Origin of the sequence: Lawsonibacter celer (genome assembly GCF_014281125.1) — a bacterium.
Taxonomy (GTDB): domain Bacteria; phylum Bacillota; class Clostridia; order Oscillospirales; family Oscillospiraceae; genus Lawsonibacter_B; species Lawsonibacter_B celer.
The window spans coordinates 626,985-646,821 of the sequence record NZ_JACOEA010000001.1 but is presented as its reverse complement, the minus strand read 5'-3'; the positions used below and the strand labels follow the sequence as shown (position 1 = coordinate 646,821).

The following is a 19,837-nucleotide window of genomic DNA, read 5'->3' as shown; positions in this document are numbered from 1 at the left end:
TTTTGTCGAAATTCGCTTACCTATTATACCCTCTGCGGCGGCCGGTTTCAAGAAAAAAGATGGAATTGTGGGACAAACTGTGATAATATAAATCTGTATGTCCATTTTATAATCAAGGAGGAACCAAACTTGACCTACTTAATGTCCATTTTTATGGGCTTTCTCCAGGGGGTGGCGGAGTTTCTGCCCATCTCCAGCTCGGGACATCTGGCTCTTTTCCAGGCCTTTTTCGGCATGGAGGACTTTGAGAGTACGCAGCTCTTTTTTACCGTTATGCTCCACTTCGGCACGTTGATTTCGGTGTTTATTTACTATTGGCATGACATTATGGATATGCTCCGGGAGTTTTGCCTGGGGGCCGCCAGCCTGTGTTCGCCCAAACGACGGGCGCGGGAGCGGGGACGCATTCCGCCGGCTCGGCGTTTGGTATTGCTGATCATTGTGGCTACGCTGCCCCTTTTCGTGGTGCTGCCGGTAAAAGGCGTCATTGAAAGCGCTACCAGTAACGTGACCTTTGTTTCCATTGCGCTTTTGGTCACCGGCTTCCTGCTCTTTTTCTCCGACCGGCTTGCCCGCGGCAAAAAAAATGAGCGCAGCGCCACCGTGCTGGACGCTCTGCTGGTGGGCTGTGCCCAGGCGATCGGTACGCTGCCGGGCATCTCCCGCTCCGGGGCCACCATCTCCGCCGGAATGCTGCGGGGCTATGACCGCACCTTTGCCGTACGCTTTTCCTTTCTGATGAGCCTGCCTGCTGTGCTGGGCGCTACGATCCTGGAATTCAAGGACGCGCTGGAGGTAGGGGTGGATCCGGAACTGCTGCCCATGATTTTGGTGGGAATGGCGGTTTCCGCCGTAGTGGGCTATTTCGCCATCCGCCTGGTGAACCTGCTGGCCAATCGTGGCAAGTTCGGAAAATTTGCCTATTACTGCTGGGCGGTCGGCGGGGTGAGCCTGGTGGCTGGACTGATTCTGAAGGTATAATGCAATTGTTTAACCCTGACTCCTGAAAGGAATGATTTCCCATGGCAGACACACAAAAGAAACCTGCATCCGGAAAGCGATCCACCACTTCTGGACGTTCCAATGCCTCCCGGAGCACATCCAGCCGGAAAAAGAAGCCGGCGCCCAGGCCGGTCCGCAGGGAAGTGGGGGCGGTGGTATGCCTGCTGCTGGCGGTGTTCGCGGCCTTTGGCTATTTCCACATTGAGGCCATCTTTATCGACTTTTTCTGCGGCGCGGCAAAGGGACTGGTGGGGTATGGCTACTGGCTGCTGCCCCCGGCGCTTCTGGTGTGTGCCTGGATTCTGGCGTTTCACAGAGGCCGTCCGGTACGCCTGAGAGTGGTGAGCGCCCTGTTGGTGCCGGTGCTTTTTGGCAGCCTTCTGCACCTGTTCCTGGCAAAAGGGGACTATCTCTGGACCTCCGCCTTGGTCAAAACTCTGTGGACCCAGGGGAGAGTGCTCCAATGCGGCGGGCTGGCCAGCGGCGCGCTGGCCCTGGGGCTGTCCAGTCTATTCAGCAAGATCGGGGCGGGGCTTATTTTGGTACTGGGTCTGCTGATCTTACTCCTGATTGCCTTTCATATTTCACCGGTGGATATTGTCCGCTTCTTCCGGGACCGGCCTCACCGGGAATACGAATATGAGGAGGAAGACCTGGAACCCGCTCCCCGGATAAAGGAGCGCCGCGGCGCGGCGCGGGAGGCGGAACCGGCAGCCGGGGCGGCCGCAGCCCGGAGGAACGTCCAAATTGACATTCCGGTGGATGACGGTCCGCTGGTGGGGAAGGAGCCGGAGCTTCCCACCCCCAAAAAGGCGGGCTTTTTTAACCGGAAGGCCAGGGTGCCTGCCCCGGATCAGGTGCTGGCCGGGGAGGCGGAGGAAAGCCTGCCGGCCGAGGAGCCTGTACTGGCAGAGCCAGACCAAACGCTCACTGCGGAGCCCTCCGTGGCCGTTCCGGCTGCTCCGCTTCCAACGCCGAACCCCATGCCGGAACCCACGCCCGCACCCGCTGTGCAGCTGCCTGAAATCGAACGGGAGCCGGCCGTCCCCAAGCTGAAGAAACAGGAGACCGCCCAGGCGGCGGCGGAGGTGGCGCAGGACATTGCCAAGAATCTGGAGAGCGGCCCGCCGGTCTATCTCTATCCGCCGGTCTCCCTGCTGCACGAGGGAAAAAGCATCTCGGGCAGCGATATTGCCGGGGAGCTGCGGGCAAACCAGTCCCGCCTGTCCGACACCATTCGCTCCTTCGGCATTGACGCGGCCATTGTCAACGTCACCCGGGGGCCCTCGGTCACCCGGTACGAGGTGGAGCTGGACCAGGGGGTGCGCCTGAACAAGCTGACCAACCTGGCGGACGATATTGCCCTGGCGCTGGGCGCTGCGGGCGTGCGCATCGCCCCCATTCCGGACAAGATTTCCATGGTGGGCATCGAGGTGCCCAATAAACTGGTCACCCCTGTGCCCATCCATGAGGTCATTGACTCCAAGGCGTTTCGGGACAACCCCTCCAAGGTGGCGTTTGCCGTTGGCAAGGACATCGGCGGCAACTGTGTGGTGGGCAATATTGCCAAGCTGCCCCACCTGCTTATCGCCGGTACCACGGGCTCCGGTAAATCGGTGTGTACCAACTCACTCATCATTTCCCTGCTGTATAAGGCCACGCCGGAGGAGGTCCGCCTGATTATGGTGGATCCCAAAATGGTGGAGCTGGGCATTTATAATGGGATTCCGCATCTGCTGATCCCCGTGGTCACGGACCCCAAAAAGGCGGCCGGCGCCCTCCAGTGGGCGGTGGTGGAGATGATGAAGCGCTACCGCGCCTTTTCGGAAATCGGCGTGAGGGACCTGGCATCCTATAACCTCCATGCTTCCCGCACCGAGGGCATGGAGAAGATGCCTCAAATTGTGGTGGTCATTGATGAGCTGGCTGACCTGATGCTGGTGGCTGCCAAGGAGGTGGAGGAGTCCATCTGCCGCGTGGCCCAGATGGGCCGCGCCGCGGGTATGCATCTGATCATCGCCACCCAGCGGCCCTCCGCTGATGTGATCACCGGCCTGATGAAAGCCAATATCCCCAGCCGCATCGCCTTTGCGGTGGCCTCCAGCCTGGAGTCCCGCATCATTCTGGACACCTCCGGCGCGGAGAAGCTGGTGGGCCGCGGCGATATGCTCTATTTTCCGCTGGGGACCGGAAAGCCACAGCGGGTGCAGGGCTGCCTCATCTCGGATGAGGAGGTGGCCGCTGTGGTGGGCTTCATCAAGGAGAACAGCGGCGCCGCGGAGTATGACGACAACATCATCCATGAGATCGAGCAGCGCGCTGCGGAAAAGGACAAGCAGGGCAAGGGTGTGGGCGGCTCTGTGCCGGAAGAGGCGGGGGACGACTATGACGAGCTGCTCCCCGCGGCCATCGAGGTGGTGGTGGATACGGGCATGGCCTCCGTCTCCATGCTCCAGCGCCGCTTGAAGCTGGGGTATTCCAGGGCGGCCCGTCTGGTGGACCAGATGGAGGAGAAGGGGATCGTAGGACCCTTTGAGGGGTCCAAGCCCCGTCAGGTGCTCATCACCAAAGAGCAGTGGCAGGAAATGCAGTTCAAACAGGGGATGAATGAGACCGCCGTCTCCGAGCCGGTGCCTGATGAGCTGGAATTTGAGGGCGACGCGATCCCCCAGAGCCGGGAGGTCCCCTTCGATCTGGACAACGACGGATTCTAAGGTGAGAGGCCTTTCATCACAGAAGAAAAGGGGAGTAGAGTATGAAAGAGCGCCTTGCCGAGATGATGAGAAACATGGTGCGTCTGACCTTCGGGGGTGCGGCCGAGCTGTCCGTGGGTGCCAGCCGGTTTGGTGGCGCGCCGGACGTTCCGGCGGATTTCATATGGCCCCGCTTTCGAACAGATACCTTTGAGGATGACCGGGTGAAGGAGCGGCCTCTGAGCTTCCTGGCCCAGTTTAACTGCAGGGAAATGTCTGCCTGGGATACAGAGGGACTTCTCCCCAAGACCGGACTGCTGGCCTTTTTCTATGAGTGCGGCTCCCAGCGATGGGGCTTTGACCCGACGGACAAGGGCTGTGCCCGGGTGTTCTGGTTTGAAGACCTGGAGTCCTTACAGCTGGCTGCGTTCCCGGTGGATCTGCCGGAGGAGTACCGCTTTCCCGCGCTGGGTGTCCGTGGGTCGGCGGAGCGGTCCTGGCCCGGCCTGGAGGACTTCTTCTTCGGGGGGGCCTGGCCTCCAAACGCCTGGGAGGTCTATGCCGCGGCCCGGACCGCCCTGGGAGACCCGGTTCCCGAGTTTGAGGAAAATACCTCCAAGCTGCTGGGCTGGCCCGACCTGATCCAGGGGAATATCACCCAGGAATGCGAGCTGGTCACCCGGGGCTATCACCAGGGCAGCCCGGAGGATTACGAAAAAGTCCCCGCCCAGCTCAGAGAGCAGGCTCGAAGGACCAGTCTGGAAGACTGGCGGCTCCTGTTCCAGCTGGACACCGTGTCCGGCGGCGGGTTTGAGCTGATGTTCGGCGACTGCGGACGCATTTATTTTTTCATCCGGAAAGAGGACCTGCAGGCCCGGAGGTTTGACCGGGTCTGGCTCACGCTGCAATGTGGATAAAACCCAGAATCGCCCTGCATCCCATTTGGGATGCAGGGCGATTTTTTTACAGCGCCAGAGTTCCGCTCTCATCCTCCAGAAGGAGCAGAATCTGTTCTTCCTGACCAGTCTGGGCATTCACATAAATCAAGACGTGGGTGTCCTCCTGCGTGCGGCATTTAAACTCGTGGCAGAGCACCTCATATTCGCCGCCAGAGGGAATGAGGGTAAGCTGATGGGAGAGAATCTCCAGAGAAGAGCCTACGACCTGGCTGGCCGCTGACTCACTGATGGCCGCTTCGGAGAGCTGGCGCGTGCGGTGATTCATCAAAAAGCCGGCGGACTCAAAGCCGACTACATCGCCGTTGTCCAATGCCACGGCAACCTTTACCAGGTCGGGGTAGCACAGGACCTCTCCCTCCAGAGCAGCGAAATGAATGGTGAGCACATCTCCCTGGTCAATAAAATAGCTCTCCTTCATCGCGGGAAATCCGCGGGCCTTGAGGAACGCGGATGCCATGTCCAGCGCTTCGGCGCGGGTAAGGACGGCCTCATCCACCGGCCGGCTGCTGAGCACCTCCAGTACCTGGCCGCCCTGTCGGGTGACCTCTACATAGAGCTCGCCGCCGTCTACAGCGGCCGTAAAGCCCCAGGCAGGAAGTTCCCCTTCCCCTTGGGAGGTCAGCTCAAAGATCTCCGGCCGCAGGTCCAGAAAGGCGGCGGCCCGGGCCCGGGCCTCATCCTGGGTGACCGTTCCTTTGCCGGCCAGATATTGAGGACTGCGCCCGGTCAGATGTTCGGAAAACGGGCCGTCATAGACCAGAGAAGGCACCTCGGGAAAATCGGCCTCCACGGTCTGAAACGCAGAGCCGGCTGTAACCTGCCCGGCCTGCGTGCCTGCCAGGCGCGCCTGTGCCTGTTCCACGCTTTCCAGCGTGAGTGATCCGGCGTTTAGATCGGACTGGAGATCCCGCAGGGCGGAGGAGAGCTGCGAGGCTGCGCCGGACAGGCCGCGCAGCGTATCCCGTTCCTCCTGGGTACAGCCGTCGCCGGCCGCGGAGCGGGAGAGATACATGGCATAGTCTCCGGTCTTGGCCAAAAAAGCCGCTGTCTGCTCCAATTCCACATTGCCGTAGGGGAGCTCTCCAATGGCAGCCTGGGCAGACAGGGCCTTGCCGTAGGCCTGGGTGCACAGAGAGGAAAACAGCCCGGGCGTAGCGGCATAGACCCCTTTCTGAAGGGCGGTGTCCAGCTCGCTTACCGCGGTGGTGAGCTCCGCGAAGGCGTGCTGGTACCCGGCGCTCAGCACAGCCTGATACCGGGCGGCCCGGACGTGCCCCTGCACGGCAAAGCCCGCCGTCACCGCAAAAGCCGCCGTCAGAAAGGCAGCCGTCAATACCCTGGTTTTTCGTTTCATTGCAAACGCCCCCTTGTCCAATGGAGGTAGTTTCACCCGATGCAGGGGTTGTTTATGTTGCCGGAACAGGTGTAATTTTTGGATAAAGAGTAAAAAAACGCGGAGAGGAACACCTAATCCCTTGCGTTTCAGGCCAAAGATTGATATGATAAAATTTGATTTGAAACAGATTCGGAGGCGACACCTATGATAAAGATTACCAAACAGGGCGTCTATTATAAAAACGGCGCCTTTCTCCTGGCGCAGGACGGACCTGCCGCCGGGCTGCCCGACCCGGCCCTGGCCAAGAAAGGCACGATGGCCTATTCGATTCTGAAGGCCCATCATACCGGGGAGGATATGGACCAGCTGGCCCTCCGGTTTGATGCCATGGCCTCCCATGATATCACCTATGTGGGCATCATTCAGACTGCCCGGGCTTCCGGTATGGAGCGCTTCCCCCTGCCCTATGTGCTGACCAACTGCCACAATTCCCTGTGCGCCGTGGGCGGCACCATCAATGAGGACGACCATGTGTTCGGACTGTCGGCGGCCAAGAAATACGGCGGCGAATTTGTCCCCGCCCACCAGAGCGTGATCCACTCCTATATGCGGGAGCGGTACGCCGCCCCGGGCAGGATGATCCTGGGCTCTGACTCTCACACCCGTTACGGCGCTTACGGCACCATGGCCATCGGAGAGGGCGGGCCGGAGCTGGCCCGCCAGCTGCTGCAAAAGACCTATAACATCGCCTATCCCAAGGTGATTGCCATTTACCTCACCGGCTCACCCCAGCCCGGCGTGGGGCCCCAGGATGTGGCCTTGGAGCTCATCCGCGCCACCTTTAGGGAGGGCACCGTGAAGAACGCCGTTATGGAGTTCTTTGGCCCGGGTGTGGCCAATCTGGCGATTGATTACCGGGCGGGCATCGACGTGATGACCACCGAGACCACCTGCCTCTCCTCCGTCTGGTCCACGGACGACGCGCTGAAGGACTATCTGACCATTCTGGGCCGGGGAGATGAGTTTGCCTATCAGTCGCCCTCCGACGGGGCCTATTACGACGGCCTGATCGAGGTGGACTTGGGTGCCGTTGAGCCTATGATCGCCCTGCCCTTCCACCCCTCAAACGCCTACACCATCCGCGAGTTTAAGGCCAATATGGACGACCTGCTCCACCAGGTGGACGAGGACGCGGTCAAGCAGCTGGAGCTGAAAAGCCGGCCGGCCTCTCTGCGGGAGAAGATTGCAGACGGCAAATTTATGGTGGATCAGGGGGTTATTGCCGGCTGCTCCGGCGGCACCTATCAGAACATCGTCCGGGCCGCCCAGATCCTGGCGGGCAGGCCCATCGGCTCCGACGCCTTCTGGCTGTCGGTCTATCCTACCAGTCAGCCGGTGAACCTAGAGCTTACCCGCCGGGGCTATATCGCCAGCCTGATGGAGGCGGGGGCTTCCATCCGTTCCTGCTTCTGCGGGCCCTGCTTCGGCGCGGGGGATGTGCCCGCCAACGGCGGCTTCTCCATCCGCCACTCCACGCGGAATTTCCCCAACCGGGAGGGGTCCAAGCCCAGTGACGGCCAGGTGTCCTATGTGGCCCTGATGGATGCCCGGAGCATCGCGGCCACCGCCCTCAACGGCGGCGTCCTGACCGGGGCGGACGAGCTGCCTGAGGTTCCTGCCGACCCGGCGGTGGAACCCTTTGCCTATGATGACGGCCCCTACAAGGCCCGGGTGTACTTCGGCGTGGGCCGGCCGGACCCCAGCCAGGAGCTGGTGTTTGGCCCCAATATCGCCGACTGGCCGGAGCAGGTGGCTCTGCCGGAAAATCTGCTGCTCACCAGCTGTGCTGCCATCTATGACCCGGTGACCACCACGGACGAGCTGATCCCCTCCGGGGAGACCTCCTCCTATCGCTCCAACCCCATTAAGCTGTCTGAGTTTGCGCTCAGCCGGAAGGATCCCCAGTATGTTCCCCGGGCCAAAGCGGTGCTGGCCGCGGAGCGAGCCCGCCGGATCGACCCGGCGTCGCCGGAGGCCAAGGAGGCCTTGATGGGTTTTGACGGCAGGACCACAGGTCTGGGCTCTTTTATCATGGCCCTCAAGCCGGGCGACGGCTCCGCCCGGGAGCAGGCCGCCTCCTGTCAGCGGGTGCTGGGTGGCTGTGCCAACCTGGCGGCGGAATACGCCACCAAGCGCTACCGCTCCAATGTAGTCAACTGGGGCATGCTGCCCTTTGTAGCGGAGGACGTGAAGGAATGGAACCTCCAGCCCGGCGATAAGCTCTATATTCCCGGCATTCGAGCCGCGCTGGAGAAGGGCGCGGAGGAGGTGGCCGCCACACTGTTCCAGAATGAAACGGAGAAGGCGGTTACCCTTAAGCTCCCCGGTATGACCCGTGAGGAGCGGGATATTGTGCTGGCTGGCTGCCTGATCAATTATTACGCCAAATAAGGAGGCGGGGGAGCGTGGACAACTGCGGTCGGTCCTGTGTGGACTGCGGAAGCATGGGCTGCATCAGCAGCAGTGGGAATTACCCACCCTACTGCACCACGGAGGCTTTGGAGGGCGGGGAGCTGGAGGAGGCCCTGCGCCTGGGCAATCAGCCGGAAAACCAGCGAGTGCTCCAGACCGCCGCCCGGGTGGAGTATGAGGGCTACTGCAGGCTGACCCGCGTGGAAGAGACTATAGACTTTGCCCGCCGCATGGGGTTCCACAGGCTGGGCATTGCCACCTGTGTTGGCCTGCTGCGGGAGAGCCGCGCCCTGGCCCGCGTTCTCCGGGCAAACGGGTTTGAGGTGTACTCCATCGCCTGTAAGGCGGGGATGGCGGACAAGACCCTGGTGGGCATTGACGAGGACTGCAAGGCGGTGGGGCCCAATATGTGCAACCCCATCCTCCAGGCCAGGCACCTCAACCGGCTGGGCACCGAGCTGAACATCGTGGTGGGCCTGTGCGTGGGGCACGACAGCATATTTTATAAGTATTCCCAGGCGCTCACCACCACTTTGGTGGTCAAGGATCGGGTGACAGGGCACAATCCCGCTGCGGTGCTCTATAATCTGGACTCCTATTATAAACGACTGTTGGAGTAACAGTGCAATCATTTGCCTCTGTCAGGTGTGTTATCAGCAGAAGAGACCACTGGAAGGAGGAATGACCATGAAGCGCCTGTTTTCCGCCATCACCTGCGTACTATTCTGCCTGATCCTACTGGGGGGCACTGCCTGCGCCGACATGGGGCCCAAGGAGTCTCTTACCATCACGGTGATTAACGCCCCGGAGGGGGTGTACTACCTGGATCTGCTCCAGCAGGACGAGGATGGAGCCCCAAACGTAGACCCAGAGGACTATGATCCCGCCCTGGTCGAGGGCCTGAGAAGCTGGGAAGGGGAGGGCTGGTATCCCGCTCTGGTGCACGGTACCTATCCGCCCCTGTTTGGCGACCTGGTGCCGGGGGAGGACGGTACCCACCATTTCTCCTACTTCGGCCTGCCCAAAACCTTCCGTATTGCCGTCTCCTCCGCCGATGGGGTCCGGGCCACGGCGGAGCCCTTTACCCGGACGGTGTTCCACACCGAACTGGTGTACGACTACGAGAGCAACACTGTTACCCGCTCCACCTCCACGATAGGCTACTACCTCACCCAGTTCCTGTCCACTCTGATCCCCACCTTGGTGGTGGAGGGCATCCTGCTGTGGCCGTTCGGGTTCCGCTCCCGGCGGAGCATAGAGGCGTTCCTGGTGGTCAATGTGGCGACTCAGGCGGCCATGCACCTTCTGCTGGGCTCGGCCATCCTGGCGGTGGGGGCCCACTACCTGTACTATCTGATATTGCTGCCAGTGGAGGTACTGATCCTGCTGGCGGAGGCCATCGCCTATGGCTTTTTGCTGCGGGATCAGAAGGTGGGACGCCGGGTGGGCTACGCCGTGTGTGCCAACCTGGCCAGCTATGCCGCGGGGTTCCTGCCTCTGTACTTGATTGCCCAATTTCTTCTGGGCCGGTGGTAAAGAATTGTTTTACAGAATGGGAATATTGCGTTATAATACGATCTGCCGGGCATTCCTGCCCGGCAGATCGTATTTTTTATTTTGGATAAGGGGATCTCTATGAAAAAACTACTCGCGGCGGCCTGTGTTCTGGGCCTGTTGCTTTCCGCCTGTTCTTCACCCGCCGCTCCCCAGCCGTCGGACGACGGTAAGCTCCATGTCCTGGCCACCACCTATCCGGTCTACCTGTTCACGACGGCGGTAACCGAGGGGATAGGGGACGTGGAGGTGAGCCTGCTGGTCAACCAGCAGACCTCGTGCCTCCACGACTACACCCTCACGGTCAATGATATGAAAGCCGTTGAGCGGGCGGACGTAATCGTGATGAACGGTGCGGGACTGGAGGATTTTATGACAGATGCCTTGGCCGCCTCTGACGCGCCGGTGATCGACTGCTCGGAGGGGATCGAGCTGTTGCCCGCCATAGGCCATGAAGACCATGATCACGACACCGAGTATGACCCTCATATCTGGATGAATGAGGAGGCTGCTGAGGTGATGATGAACAACATTCTCCACGGCCTGGGGGAGCTGGATGGGGACAATCTGGACCGGTATACCGAAAACTTCAACGCTGCGGCCGCTCTGCTGCCCGGTGATGACGGGCGCATGTCCGGGCTGTCCTGTCCGTATCTGATTACGTTCCACGACGGCTTCCAGTATTTCGCCCGGGACAATGGTCTGACCATCCTCAAGGCCATCGAGGAGGAGGAGGGGAGCGAGGCCAGTGCCGCCGAGATCAAGGAGATCGTCGCCCTGATCCAGGAATATGACATCCCGGCTATTTTTACCGAGGTCAATGGTTCAGATGCAACGGCCCAGGCGATCGCTCGGGAGACCGGGGTGAGGGTGTATCAGCTGGATATGATTATGAGCGGTGAGGGTGTGGGCATGCAGCCCTATCTCGACGCTATGGAAAAGAATAGAGATACCATTGTGGAGGCCCTGGGATGAGCGTACAAAAGCATGAACATATGGGGCCGGGCTGTTCCGGGCTGTGCTGCCTCCGGGTGGATAAGCTGGGCGTGAACTTCGGCGGGGAAGAGGTGCTGCAGAACGTCTCCTTCCATCTGCACTGCGGGGAAATTGTGGCCCTCATCGGCCCCAACGGGGCGGGGAAGAGCTCTCTCTTCCGCACTATTCTGGGACAGGTTCCCCATACCGGCACCATAGAATTTCAACGGGCCGGGGGCGACAAGACACGGCCTTTAATTGGCTATGTGCCCCAATCGCCCAGCTTTGACCGGGGGGACCCCGTGAGCGTCTTTGACTTTTTTGCCGCAGCCATTGATAAGTGGCCGGTGTTTTTGCCCGCACCCAAGCGCCTGCGGGAGCGGGTGCGGGCCTGCCTGGAGCGGGTCCACGGCACCGCCCTGTTGGACAAGCGGATGGGGGCCCTCTCCGGGGGTGAGCTGCAGCGGGTGCTGCTGGCTCTGGCGCTGGAGCCCCTGCCCCATATCCTGATTTTGGACGAGCCCCTCTCCGGGGTGGACATCGACGGAGAGAAGCAGCTGTTGGACATGCTGGATGAGATTCGAAATACCTATGATCTGTCCATTCTGCTCTCCACCCACGACTTCGCCACTCTGACCAGCTATGCAGACAAGGTGATCCTGCTGAAGAATGAGGTGCTGCAGGTGGGCCCGCCGGACCAGGTGCTCGCCTCGCCTGAATTTCAGGCGGTCTTTCACCTGCACCTGGGGAAGGGGGGACGGGCATGAGCCTCTGGTATACCTTGGTGGAGCTGCTGCCCTTTGAGTGGGCCCAGCCCGGCTCCATGTATTTTATGAAAAATGCCTTGCTGGCCGTGCTGGTGATCTCACCCCTGCTGGGATTGCTGAGCACCATGGTGGTCACAAACCGGATGTCCTTCTTTTCGGACGCTCTGGGCCACTCGGCATTTACTGGCATTGCCATTGGGTCCCTGTGCGGACTGGCGGAGCCCATGTGGTGTGCGGTGGTCTTTGCGGTGGCCTTTTCTCTGCTGTTTACCTATGTGCGCCGCAAATCCAACATGGCCAGCGATACGGTCATCGGTGTTTTTTCCTCCACTGCCGTGGCGCTTGGTATTTTTATCGCCACCATGGACGGGGGAAGCTTCACCAAATTCAATAGCCTGCTCATAGGCGACATCCTCAGTGTGGAGCCGTCCAAAATCGCCCTTTTGGCGGGCATTCTGGCCGCAGTGGTCCTTTTGTGGCTGTGTTCCTTCAACCAGCTGATGCTCTCCTCCATCCACCCGGCGCTGGCGGACAGTCGGGGAATTCAGGTGTTCTGGCGGGAGGCCGTCTTTTGCGCCGCGGTCGCGGTGGTGGTCACCATATCCATGACCTGGGTGGGCCTGTTGGTCATCAACTCCCTGCTGGTGCTCCCGGCGGCCGCTTCCCGCAATCTGGCCAAGAATATGCGGCAATATCACCTCTTTTCGATTCTGGGCGCCCTTGGGGCAGGTGTTGTTGGTCTGATGATCTCCTATTATAAAGGCTCCTCGGCCGGCGCCTCCATTACCCTCTGTCTGGCCGTATTCTTTGCCATAACCTTCCTGTTCCGAAAAAAGAGAATGTGATCAAAGCCCGGGTCCCGTAAGGGGCCCGGGCAGTTTTGCATCTATGGGTAGTTTTTAACGAAAATAAACCAATTAGTTTGCTTGTGATATATAATAAAATCAAAAAATAAAATGCAATATGGCCATAATTTCAAATTCATGCTACTATGAATTTGAAAGCGGAGGAGGTGCCTTATGTCGGACAAGCGGCGGCGTGTCAGCCTGCGTGCGTTTATTTTTGCCAGCATTGCAGCGTTTTTGGGGACCGTGATCTATATGGCTGTCCCGGTCTATTCCCAGCCGGAGTATTTGGTCGGCTCCTATGAGGAGCTCCAGGCGGTATTCCGCCGCAGTGCTCTTCCTCTTTTCCCGCCCAAGAATGAATGGGTGGCCGGGGAGGAGTATGACCATTATTATAGTGTCCGGCTGACCACCCGTTTCCGGGACGGTGAGCCGGAAGGCTTTGTTATATCCAGGTATTCAAAGACTTACAACAATGAAAATTTCTTTTTGTCCTGCCGAATTAGTGGCCCAGAATTGGGACGGCCAATCAGCCCGGAGGACCTGACGTATCAGGGGACCCAGATCTGGCTGACTACCGAGGAAAATAATATGGGCGAGATGTGGAGTTTCCTTCGCTTTAAAACCAGTGAATATTGGTATTATGTGGGTTTCTTAAATGGGGAGGGGGTAGATGAAAATGTGGCGTTAAACTATGTAAAAGCTCTGTTAGAAACCGCCCATTCAACCAGATGATTGGAGGGACACAGATGAAAAAAGGTTTTCGCAGTTTTCTTGCCGTCTGTTTAATAGCGGTCTTTTGTACTCAAGTACCTGCGGTTGCCCGTAACAGTGATATGACATTAACTCAAGCGGAGAGACAGAGAGCAGCCCAAGTTATGGAGTCCAGAGGATTAATTTGGAGAGCATAGGATAGAGATTATTTTTGACTATAGTGGAGTCCCGCGTTTTTTGCTTGGTACTGCTTCAAACGGATATTTGATTTTGGAGCGGGGAACATATGCATTTGCAGAAGGCGGTGAGGCCAATCCGTACAAAAATTACATGGATTATCCCAAATACTATGGCGGGCTGCTGTGCTATTATATCCAAAGAGAGCAGGAATATCTCGATATATTGCGTGGAGAGCCTGTTGATGCGCTTGCCCACATGAATTATATTGACAACCTGTCTGAAACGTCCCAGCCTGATGTTTCGCCTTATGGGGATTTGGAGAATCCGATCGTTCATCGGCTTGTCAATTCAAATACGTATATTAAAAGAGTTGCCTTTGGATATAACGGAGGAGATTTTAATAATACCTGCAGCGCGATTGCAACGACAATTGCATTGAATTATCTCGACAGGACAAGGAACGACAACATTGTTCCCAGCCAATATAATCTTGAAGCATTGTCTGGAGCATTTCCGCGGACAACTCAAGAAGTCATTTCATCATATCCAAAAGCGCATGCATTCCATAAATTTTTGGTGGAGGACTGCGGCATGAATGCGGTATCCTTTGCCGGGGCGATCAGTATTCCGGTTGATACCTATCGCAATCATTCAACGGCAACAATTAACTCCGGTATCTCAGTTTCGTGGACGCTTGTAAACCCTGCGGCATATATCAAGACACAAATCAGCAATAGCCGACCTGCGATGATGACCACAGCTTTGGTGGGGCAATATAGCACTCATACCATGGTGGTGTACGGATATCGGTCTTACAACAATAGTAGCGAAATTGATTTTCTAGTACACACGGGGTGGTACGATACAATCCCTAAAGAGACGGGGGAAATGCCGGATGTATGGGTTCCGGCTTCGATTGCCGTCTATGGCTACAGCTTCAACTTTAACTAGTGTTACCGGAGCAGAAGGCTTAAAAATAAATGAAACAAGACCCTGGCCTGTGCCGCTCCATTGAGCGCACAGGCCGGGGTCTTTCGCTTCATTGTCTCTGGAGCGGGAAAGGTTTACAGCAGGTGGAACACCACGACCACGCCGGAGAAGACGATGGACACGGTGGAGCACAACTTGATGAGGATGTTCAGAGAGGGGCCGGAGGTATCCTTGAAGGGGTCGCCCACGGTGTCGCCCACAACGGCGGCCTTGTGGCACTCGGAGCCCTTGCCGCCGTGGTGGCCGGACTCAATATACTTCTTAGCGTTGTCCCAGGCGCCGCCGGCGTTGGACATAAACACGGCCATGGCGAAACCGGTGACGGACACGCCGCCCAGCAGACCGACAACGCCAACAGGGCCCAGAACCACGCCTGTGACGATGGGCACGATAATGGCCAGCAGGGCGGGGGCGACCATCTCATGCAGGGCACCCTTGGTGCACAGAGAGACGCAGGCCGCGTAGTCAGGGTCAGACTTGCCCTCCATGATGCCGGCAATCTCACGGAACTGGCGGCGCACCTCAACCACGATGGACTGAGCGGCGGTCTGCACCGCGCTCATGGTAAAGGCGGAGAACACAAACACCAACATAGCGCCGATGAACATGCCCACCAGAACCGTAGGGCTGGTGAGGGTGAAATTCAGAACCTCGGAGGTCTTTTCTTGTACAATGTTCACATAAGAGACCAGCAGGGCCAGGGCGGTCAGGGAGGCGGAGCCGATAGCAAAGCCCTTGCCGGTGGCAGCGGTGGTGTTGCCCAGAGAGTCCAGGGCGTCGGTACGCTCGCGTACCTCCTCGGGCAGGCCGGCCATCTCGGCAATACCGCCGGCGTTGTCCGCCACAGGGCCATAGGCGTCCGTAGCCAGAGTGATGCCCAGGGTGGAGAGCATGCCCACACCAGCGATGCCGATGCCATACAGACCCTTGTTGAACTCAGGGGTAAAGGCGCCAGCTGCGTCAATAATGGCTCCGGTGCCGCCAGCGGCATAGTAGCTGACCATAACTGCGGCGCCCACGATCAGAATCGAGGCCAGAGTGGACTTCAGACCCAGGGAGATACCGCCGATGATGATGGTGGCGCTGCCAGTCTCAGAGGCGTCAGCCAGCTTCTGCGTGGGTTTATAGGTGTCAGAGGTGTAGTACTCGGTGAAGTAGCCGATGGCACAGCCGCCGATCAGGCCACAGAGAATGGCTATGTACACGCCCCAATTGCCCACGATAAAGTAGGTGAGAGGAGCGGCTGCGATGGCAGAGAGCACGGCGGCGGTATAAGTACCGGTGCGCAGGCTCTTGAGCAGAGACTGCTGGGTGGCGTTTTCCTTGGTTTTGACCAGGAAGGAGCCCAGGATGGAACATACGATGCCGACGACCGCCAAGATCATGGGCAGCAGCATACCGGCAAAGCCGTAGCCAGCAGCGGCACCCAGCGCGAAGGTGGCAAGGATGGAGCCCACATAGGACTCGTACAGATCGGCGCCCATGCCGGCCACATCGCCCACATTGTCACCCACGTTGTCAGCGATCGTGGCGGGGTTGCGGGGGTCGTCTTCGGGAATACCGGCCTCAACCTTGCCCACCAGGTCGGCACCCACATCGGCGGCCTTAGTGTAAATGCCGCCGCCCACACGGGCGAACAGGGCCATAAAAGAGGCGCCCATACCATTCATGACCATGATGTTGGCCAGCGAGCTGGCATCGGTCACGCTGAACGCGTAGCGCAGCAGGAAATACCAGATGGAAATATCCAGCAGGCCCAGTCCCACCACGGTGAAGCCCATAACAGAGCCGGAGGAGAACGCCACGCGAAGGCCGCGGTTCAGACTCTCGGAGGCGGCCTGAGCGGTACGGGCATTGGAGGAGGTGGCGATCTTCATGCCGATAAATCCGGCCAGCATGGACCAGATGCCACCGGTCACAAAGGCAAAGGGAGTAAATTTGGAGAGCATGGATCCGTTAGAGCCAAACGCAATGGCAAGAAGAACGATAAACACAACCAAAAAGACCTTTGCGACAGTCGTATACTGCCGCTTAAGATATGCATTGGCGCCGGTACGGATATTTGATGCAATTTTTTGCATCAGCTCAGTGCCTTCTGAGAAGCTTAGCACCTTCTTAGCTTGAATTACCGCAAATATTAATGCTATTGCGGCACCGACTAAGCCGAGCCAAAAAAGATTTTCGAACAATTTTCCCACTCCTTTGTTGTTGCAGAAAGAAGCTAAGTAAATACTTCCTGCTTTCATAACACACCTAATTTTACCGCAAGGGGTGTTGCTTTTGCAAGATGAACTTCAAAAAAGAAAGCGCCAAATCAGAAGATTTGACGCTTTTGCCAAAGGGGGGGCGGATTTAATTTTGTTTCCAGGCGTTTTTGCTAAACAGGACTAGGATGGGAAGCACTTCCAAACGGCCGACAATCATACACAGGGAGAGCACAATTTTAGCAAAGGGAGAGAAAATGGAAAAGTTGCCCATGGGGCCTACTAATTCCAGGCCGGGACCAATATTGCCAATGCATGAGACGACGGCGGTAAAGGTAGTCCCAAAGGAAAAATCATCCAGGGCCACCAGCAGAGAGGCGCCCAAAATAATCGTAGCGTAAGCAACGGAAAAGACCAGGACCGAGTGCAGCGCTTCTTCCTCCACCACTTTTCCATCCAGCTTAACTACATTGACCGAACGGGGATGAACCACTCGTCTAGTCTCGCGATGGATACATTTGAGCATCAGCAGGACGCGGGAACACTTCAGACCGCCGCCCGTAGAACCTGCGCAGGCTCCGATAAACATCAGAATAATCAGCAGCATCCGGGAAAACTCCGGCCACAGGTTGAAATCCGTGCTGGCAAAACCGGTTGTGGAAATAATGGAGGCTACCTGGAAAGCGGCATGACGGATGCTTTCCCCTGCAGTGGAATAGAGGTGGCTGATATTGAGTGCACTCAGTACAATGCTGCCGCCTACGACAGCCAGGAAGAAGCGCAGCTCATCACTCTGAAGGGCCTGCCGAACCTTGCCGCAGAGAACCAAGAAATATAGAGCGAAATTGATGGAGAAGAGGAGCATGAAGATGGTGATAATGATTTCGATGGAGGGACTGGCGTAGGCGGCCACCGAGAGATCCCGGGTGGAGAAACCGCCGGTTCCGGCGGTGGCAAAGGCGTGCACAAAGCTGTCATACCACGGCATACCGGCCAGCCTTAGACAAAATACCTGGAGCAGGGTCAGCACACAGTAAATGCCATACAGAATTTTGGAGGACTGGCTTGTTTTGGGGACCAATTTGGATACGATGGGGCCAGGGCTCTCCGCTTTCATCAGATGTAGCGTCCGGGCACCCAAACCGGGCAGGAGGGCAATGGTCAGGATCAGCACGCCCATGCCGCCCAGCCAGTGGGTAAAGGAGCGCCAAAAAAGCAGCCCCTTGGGAAGGGGTTCGATGGCGGTGAGAATTGTGGCGCCGGTGGTGGTAAAACCAGAGACGGCCTCAAAAAAACAGTCTACATAGCTGTGAAAAAGTCCAAGCTGCGGATAGAGCCGCCCGAACAGAAAGAAGGGAAGCGCGCCCAGCGCGCCCATCAGCAGCCAAATCAAGGCGACTGTGAAAAAGCCCTCACGGGGAAAGAAATGGTCCGAGCTCTTCAGCCGGGAGAGGAGCAGCCCCACCAGAAGAATGACCGGAATGGTAAAGAGAAACGGGCGGGGATCCTCACGGTAATAGACCGTGACTAACAGGGGAAAGAGCATGGTGCACGCGGCAACCATAAGCGTCTTGCCGGTGAGCTTGAATACCAATCTGAAATTCATTATACAGCCCCCAGACCCAACTCGTCATAGATATCGTTGATATCCAGGATCGCCCGGTCCCGGGAAATGATGATTACCGTATCCCCTTGGCTGATGGAGGAGGAGCCCTCCGGAATAATGATGCGGTTCTGATGGATCAGCACAGCGATCAGGATGCCCTTCTTCAGCCGAAGGTTCTTGAGCGGAACGCCCAGATGGCGCGTCGTCTCATTTACAGCAAACTCCATCGCCTCGGCATGGCCGTCTGCGATCCGATACAGGGCGTTCATCACGCTTCCCTTTGAATTTTTACGCGCGCGCACCACCTGAAGAATTTGGTTGGCAGTGATCAGCTTGGGGGAAATCACGCTGTCTAAGCCAACCGAATGGGCAATGCTGGCATAATTCTGCCGGTTGGACTTAGCAATCACTTTCTTGATACCGTGCTGCAGGGCGTAGAGCGAGATAATCAGATTATCTTCGTCCCGATCCGTCAGGGCGATAAATGCGTCCGTATGAGACACGTTTTCGGATTCCAGCAGCTCCTGGTCCGTGCCGTCTCCACAGATGACCGTGGTGCGGGGAAGCACTTCGCTGAGATGGCGGCAGCGCTCCATATTACGCTCCACAATCTTGACCTTCATTCCCGTATGTTCCAGCATGGTGGTCAGGTAGTGGGAAATGCGCCCGCCGCCGATGATAAAGGCGTTTTTGATCTTCGGCACATACCGCCCCAGAAGATGGAAAAAGTCAGTCAGCCCGGAGGGTTGTCCAATCAGGTACAGCCGATCCCCCGCCTTGGGGACAAAAGAGCCATCCGGGATAATCACCCTGCCGTCCTGCTCCGCTGCGCAGATGAGCATAGGCAGCTCCCGCAGGCGGCTCTGATCGGACAGAGGCTGTCCTACCAAAAAGTCATCCTCTTGGATTCGGAAACCGATCAGCTCCACACGGCCGCGGTAAAAGGTATCGATATTGGCGGCCGAGGGGAAGCGAAGAAGCCGGGCAATCTCCACTGCAGTGGCGTTTTCCGGGTTAATGATCAGATCCAGCCCAAGGCCCTTTTTAATCATGGACAGCTCCATGGCATATTCCACATTGCGTACTCTGGCAATGGTGAAGCCGGCTCCCAGCCGTTTGGCGGTGAGACAGCAGATCATATTGACCTCATCAGAATGGGTGGCTGCGATGACCACGTCGGCCGTGTCCACCCCGGATTCCCGAAGTGCGGAGATAGAAGCGCCGTTTCCCTTGACACACATCACATCCAGCGCTTCAGAGGCACGCTTGAGCGCGTCGTCATTGGTGTCAATCACCGTTATATCGTGCTCCTCCTGGGAGAGATGCTCGGCCAGTGTAAACCCGACTTTGCCATCGCCCACGATGATGATTTTCAAATCCCTTCATCCTTTCATGGCGGCGTCCGCCGCCCACACACTCAATAGCCCATATCTTAATACAATCTCTTCTGAAATGCAAGACAAGAAGTGAAGTATCATTTGAACCGTTCTGCTCAACGGAAATGGAAGTGCCATGTGAAAGGCCCGCGCCCCGGGGTGCG

The 19,837-nt window shown here is 57.9% G+C and carries 15 protein-coding genes; 11 read left to right on the top strand and 4 right to left on the bottom strand.

The window, feature by feature from the left end; genetic code table 11:
* The first annotated feature begins 129 nt into the window (after positions 1–129).
* The 3 genes from H9Q75_RS03105 to H9Q75_RS03095 are packed head-to-tail and all read left to right on the top strand — an operon-like array spanning position 130 to position 4,612.
* A complete protein-coding gene (locus tag H9Q75_RS03105) occupies positions 130–981 on the top strand; it encodes an undecaprenyl-diphosphate phosphatase (protein ID WP_243200651.1) in 852 nt (283 codons plus the stop codon).
* A gap of 41 nt (positions 982–1,022) precedes the next feature.
* Positions 1,023–3,716: an FtsK/SpoIIIE family DNA translocase gene (locus tag H9Q75_RS03100; RefSeq protein WP_186564677.1), complete on the top strand. Its 2,694-nt coding sequence runs from the start codon at positions 1,023–1,025 to the stop codon at positions 3,714–3,716.
* Positions 3,717–3,757: 41 nt separating this feature from the next.
* Complete coding sequence (locus H9Q75_RS03095; RefSeq protein ID WP_186564676.1) at positions 3,758–4,612, top strand: YwqG family protein; 855 nt, start codon at positions 3,758–3,760, stop codon at positions 4,610–4,612.
* Positions 4,613–4,658: 46 nt separating this feature from the next.
* On the opposite strand, the gene ypeB is transcribed toward H9Q75_RS03095, so the two are convergent.
* Positions 4,659–6,008, bottom strand: a complete 1,350-nt coding sequence (gene ypeB, locus H9Q75_RS03090) for a germination protein YpeB (RefSeq protein ID WP_186564675.1) — start codon at positions 6,006–6,008, stop codon at positions 4,659–4,661.
* Positions 6,009–6,194: 186 nt separating this feature from the next.
* On the opposite strand from ypeB, the gene H9Q75_RS03085 reads away from it, so the two are divergent.
* From H9Q75_RS03085 to H9Q75_RS03050, 8 genes are all read left to right on the top strand, one after another.
* Positions 6,195–8,441 (top strand): hydratase, encoded by a 2,247-nt coding sequence (locus H9Q75_RS03085; protein ID WP_186564674.1) that lies wholly within the window; start codon positions 6,195–6,197, stop codon positions 8,439–8,441.
* Positions 8,442–8,455: 14 nt separating this feature from the next.
* Positions 8,456–9,082 carry a DUF1847 domain-containing protein gene (locus H9Q75_RS03080; protein ID WP_341480888.1) on the top strand — a complete coding sequence of 209 codons (627 nt, stop codon included), beginning with the start codon at positions 8,456–8,458 and terminating at the stop codon, positions 9,080–9,082.
* 67 nt (positions 9,083–9,149) lie between these two features.
* The gene (locus tag H9Q75_RS03075) at positions 9,150–9,998 is read left to right on the top strand and encodes a hypothetical protein (protein WP_186564673.1); all 849 of its coding nucleotides are present in this window, start codon (positions 9,150–9,152) and stop codon (positions 9,996–9,998) included.
* Between the two features lie 99 nt (positions 9,999–10,097).
* Positions 10,098–10,991, top strand: coding sequence for a metal ABC transporter substrate-binding protein (locus tag H9Q75_RS03070; protein ID WP_186564672.1), 894 nt, complete (start codon positions 10,098–10,100; stop codon positions 10,989–10,991).
* Positions 10,988–11,758, top strand: a complete 771-nt coding sequence (locus H9Q75_RS03065) for a metal ABC transporter ATP-binding protein (protein ID WP_186564671.1) — start codon at positions 10,988–10,990, stop codon at positions 11,756–11,758. Before H9Q75_RS03070 ends, H9Q75_RS03065 begins: the two co-directional genes overlap by 4 nt.
* Positions 11,755–12,603, top strand: coding sequence for a metal ABC transporter permease (locus tag H9Q75_RS03060; protein ID WP_186564670.1), 849 nt, complete (start codon positions 11,755–11,757; stop codon positions 12,601–12,603). Before H9Q75_RS03065 ends, H9Q75_RS03060 begins: the two co-directional genes overlap by 4 nt.
* Positions 12,604–12,777: 174 nt before the next feature.
* A complete protein-coding gene (locus H9Q75_RS03055; protein ID WP_186564669.1) occupies positions 12,778–13,338 on the top strand; it encodes a hypothetical protein in 561 nt (186 codons plus the stop codon).
* A gap of 216 nt (positions 13,339–13,554) precedes the next feature.
* Positions 13,555–14,448 carry a hypothetical protein gene (locus H9Q75_RS03050; RefSeq protein WP_186564668.1) on the top strand — a complete coding sequence of 298 codons (894 nt, stop codon included), beginning with the start codon at positions 13,555–13,557 and terminating at the stop codon, positions 14,446–14,448.
* 113 nt (positions 14,449–14,561) lie between these two features.
* Here the strand turns inward: H9Q75_RS03050 and H9Q75_RS03045 are convergent, their stop codons facing one another.
* The 3 genes from H9Q75_RS03045 to trkA form a co-directional block, all read right to left on the bottom strand.
* Positions 14,562–16,733 (bottom strand): sodium-translocating pyrophosphatase, encoded by a 2,172-nt coding sequence (locus H9Q75_RS03045; protein WP_186564667.1) that lies wholly within the window; start codon positions 16,731–16,733, stop codon positions 14,562–14,564.
* Positions 16,734–16,839: 106 nt separating this feature from the next.
* Positions 16,840–18,297 carry a TrkH family potassium uptake protein gene (locus H9Q75_RS03040; protein ID WP_186564666.1) on the bottom strand — a complete coding sequence of 486 codons (1,458 nt, stop codon included), beginning with the start codon at positions 18,295–18,297 and terminating at the stop codon, positions 16,840–16,842.
* Positions 18,297–19,673, bottom strand: a complete 1,377-nt coding sequence (gene trkA, locus H9Q75_RS03035) for a Trk system potassium transporter TrkA (protein ID WP_186564665.1) — start codon at positions 19,671–19,673, stop codon at positions 18,297–18,299. Before trkA ends, H9Q75_RS03040 begins: the two co-directional genes overlap by 1 nt.
* Positions 19,674–19,837 lie beyond the last annotated feature (164 nt).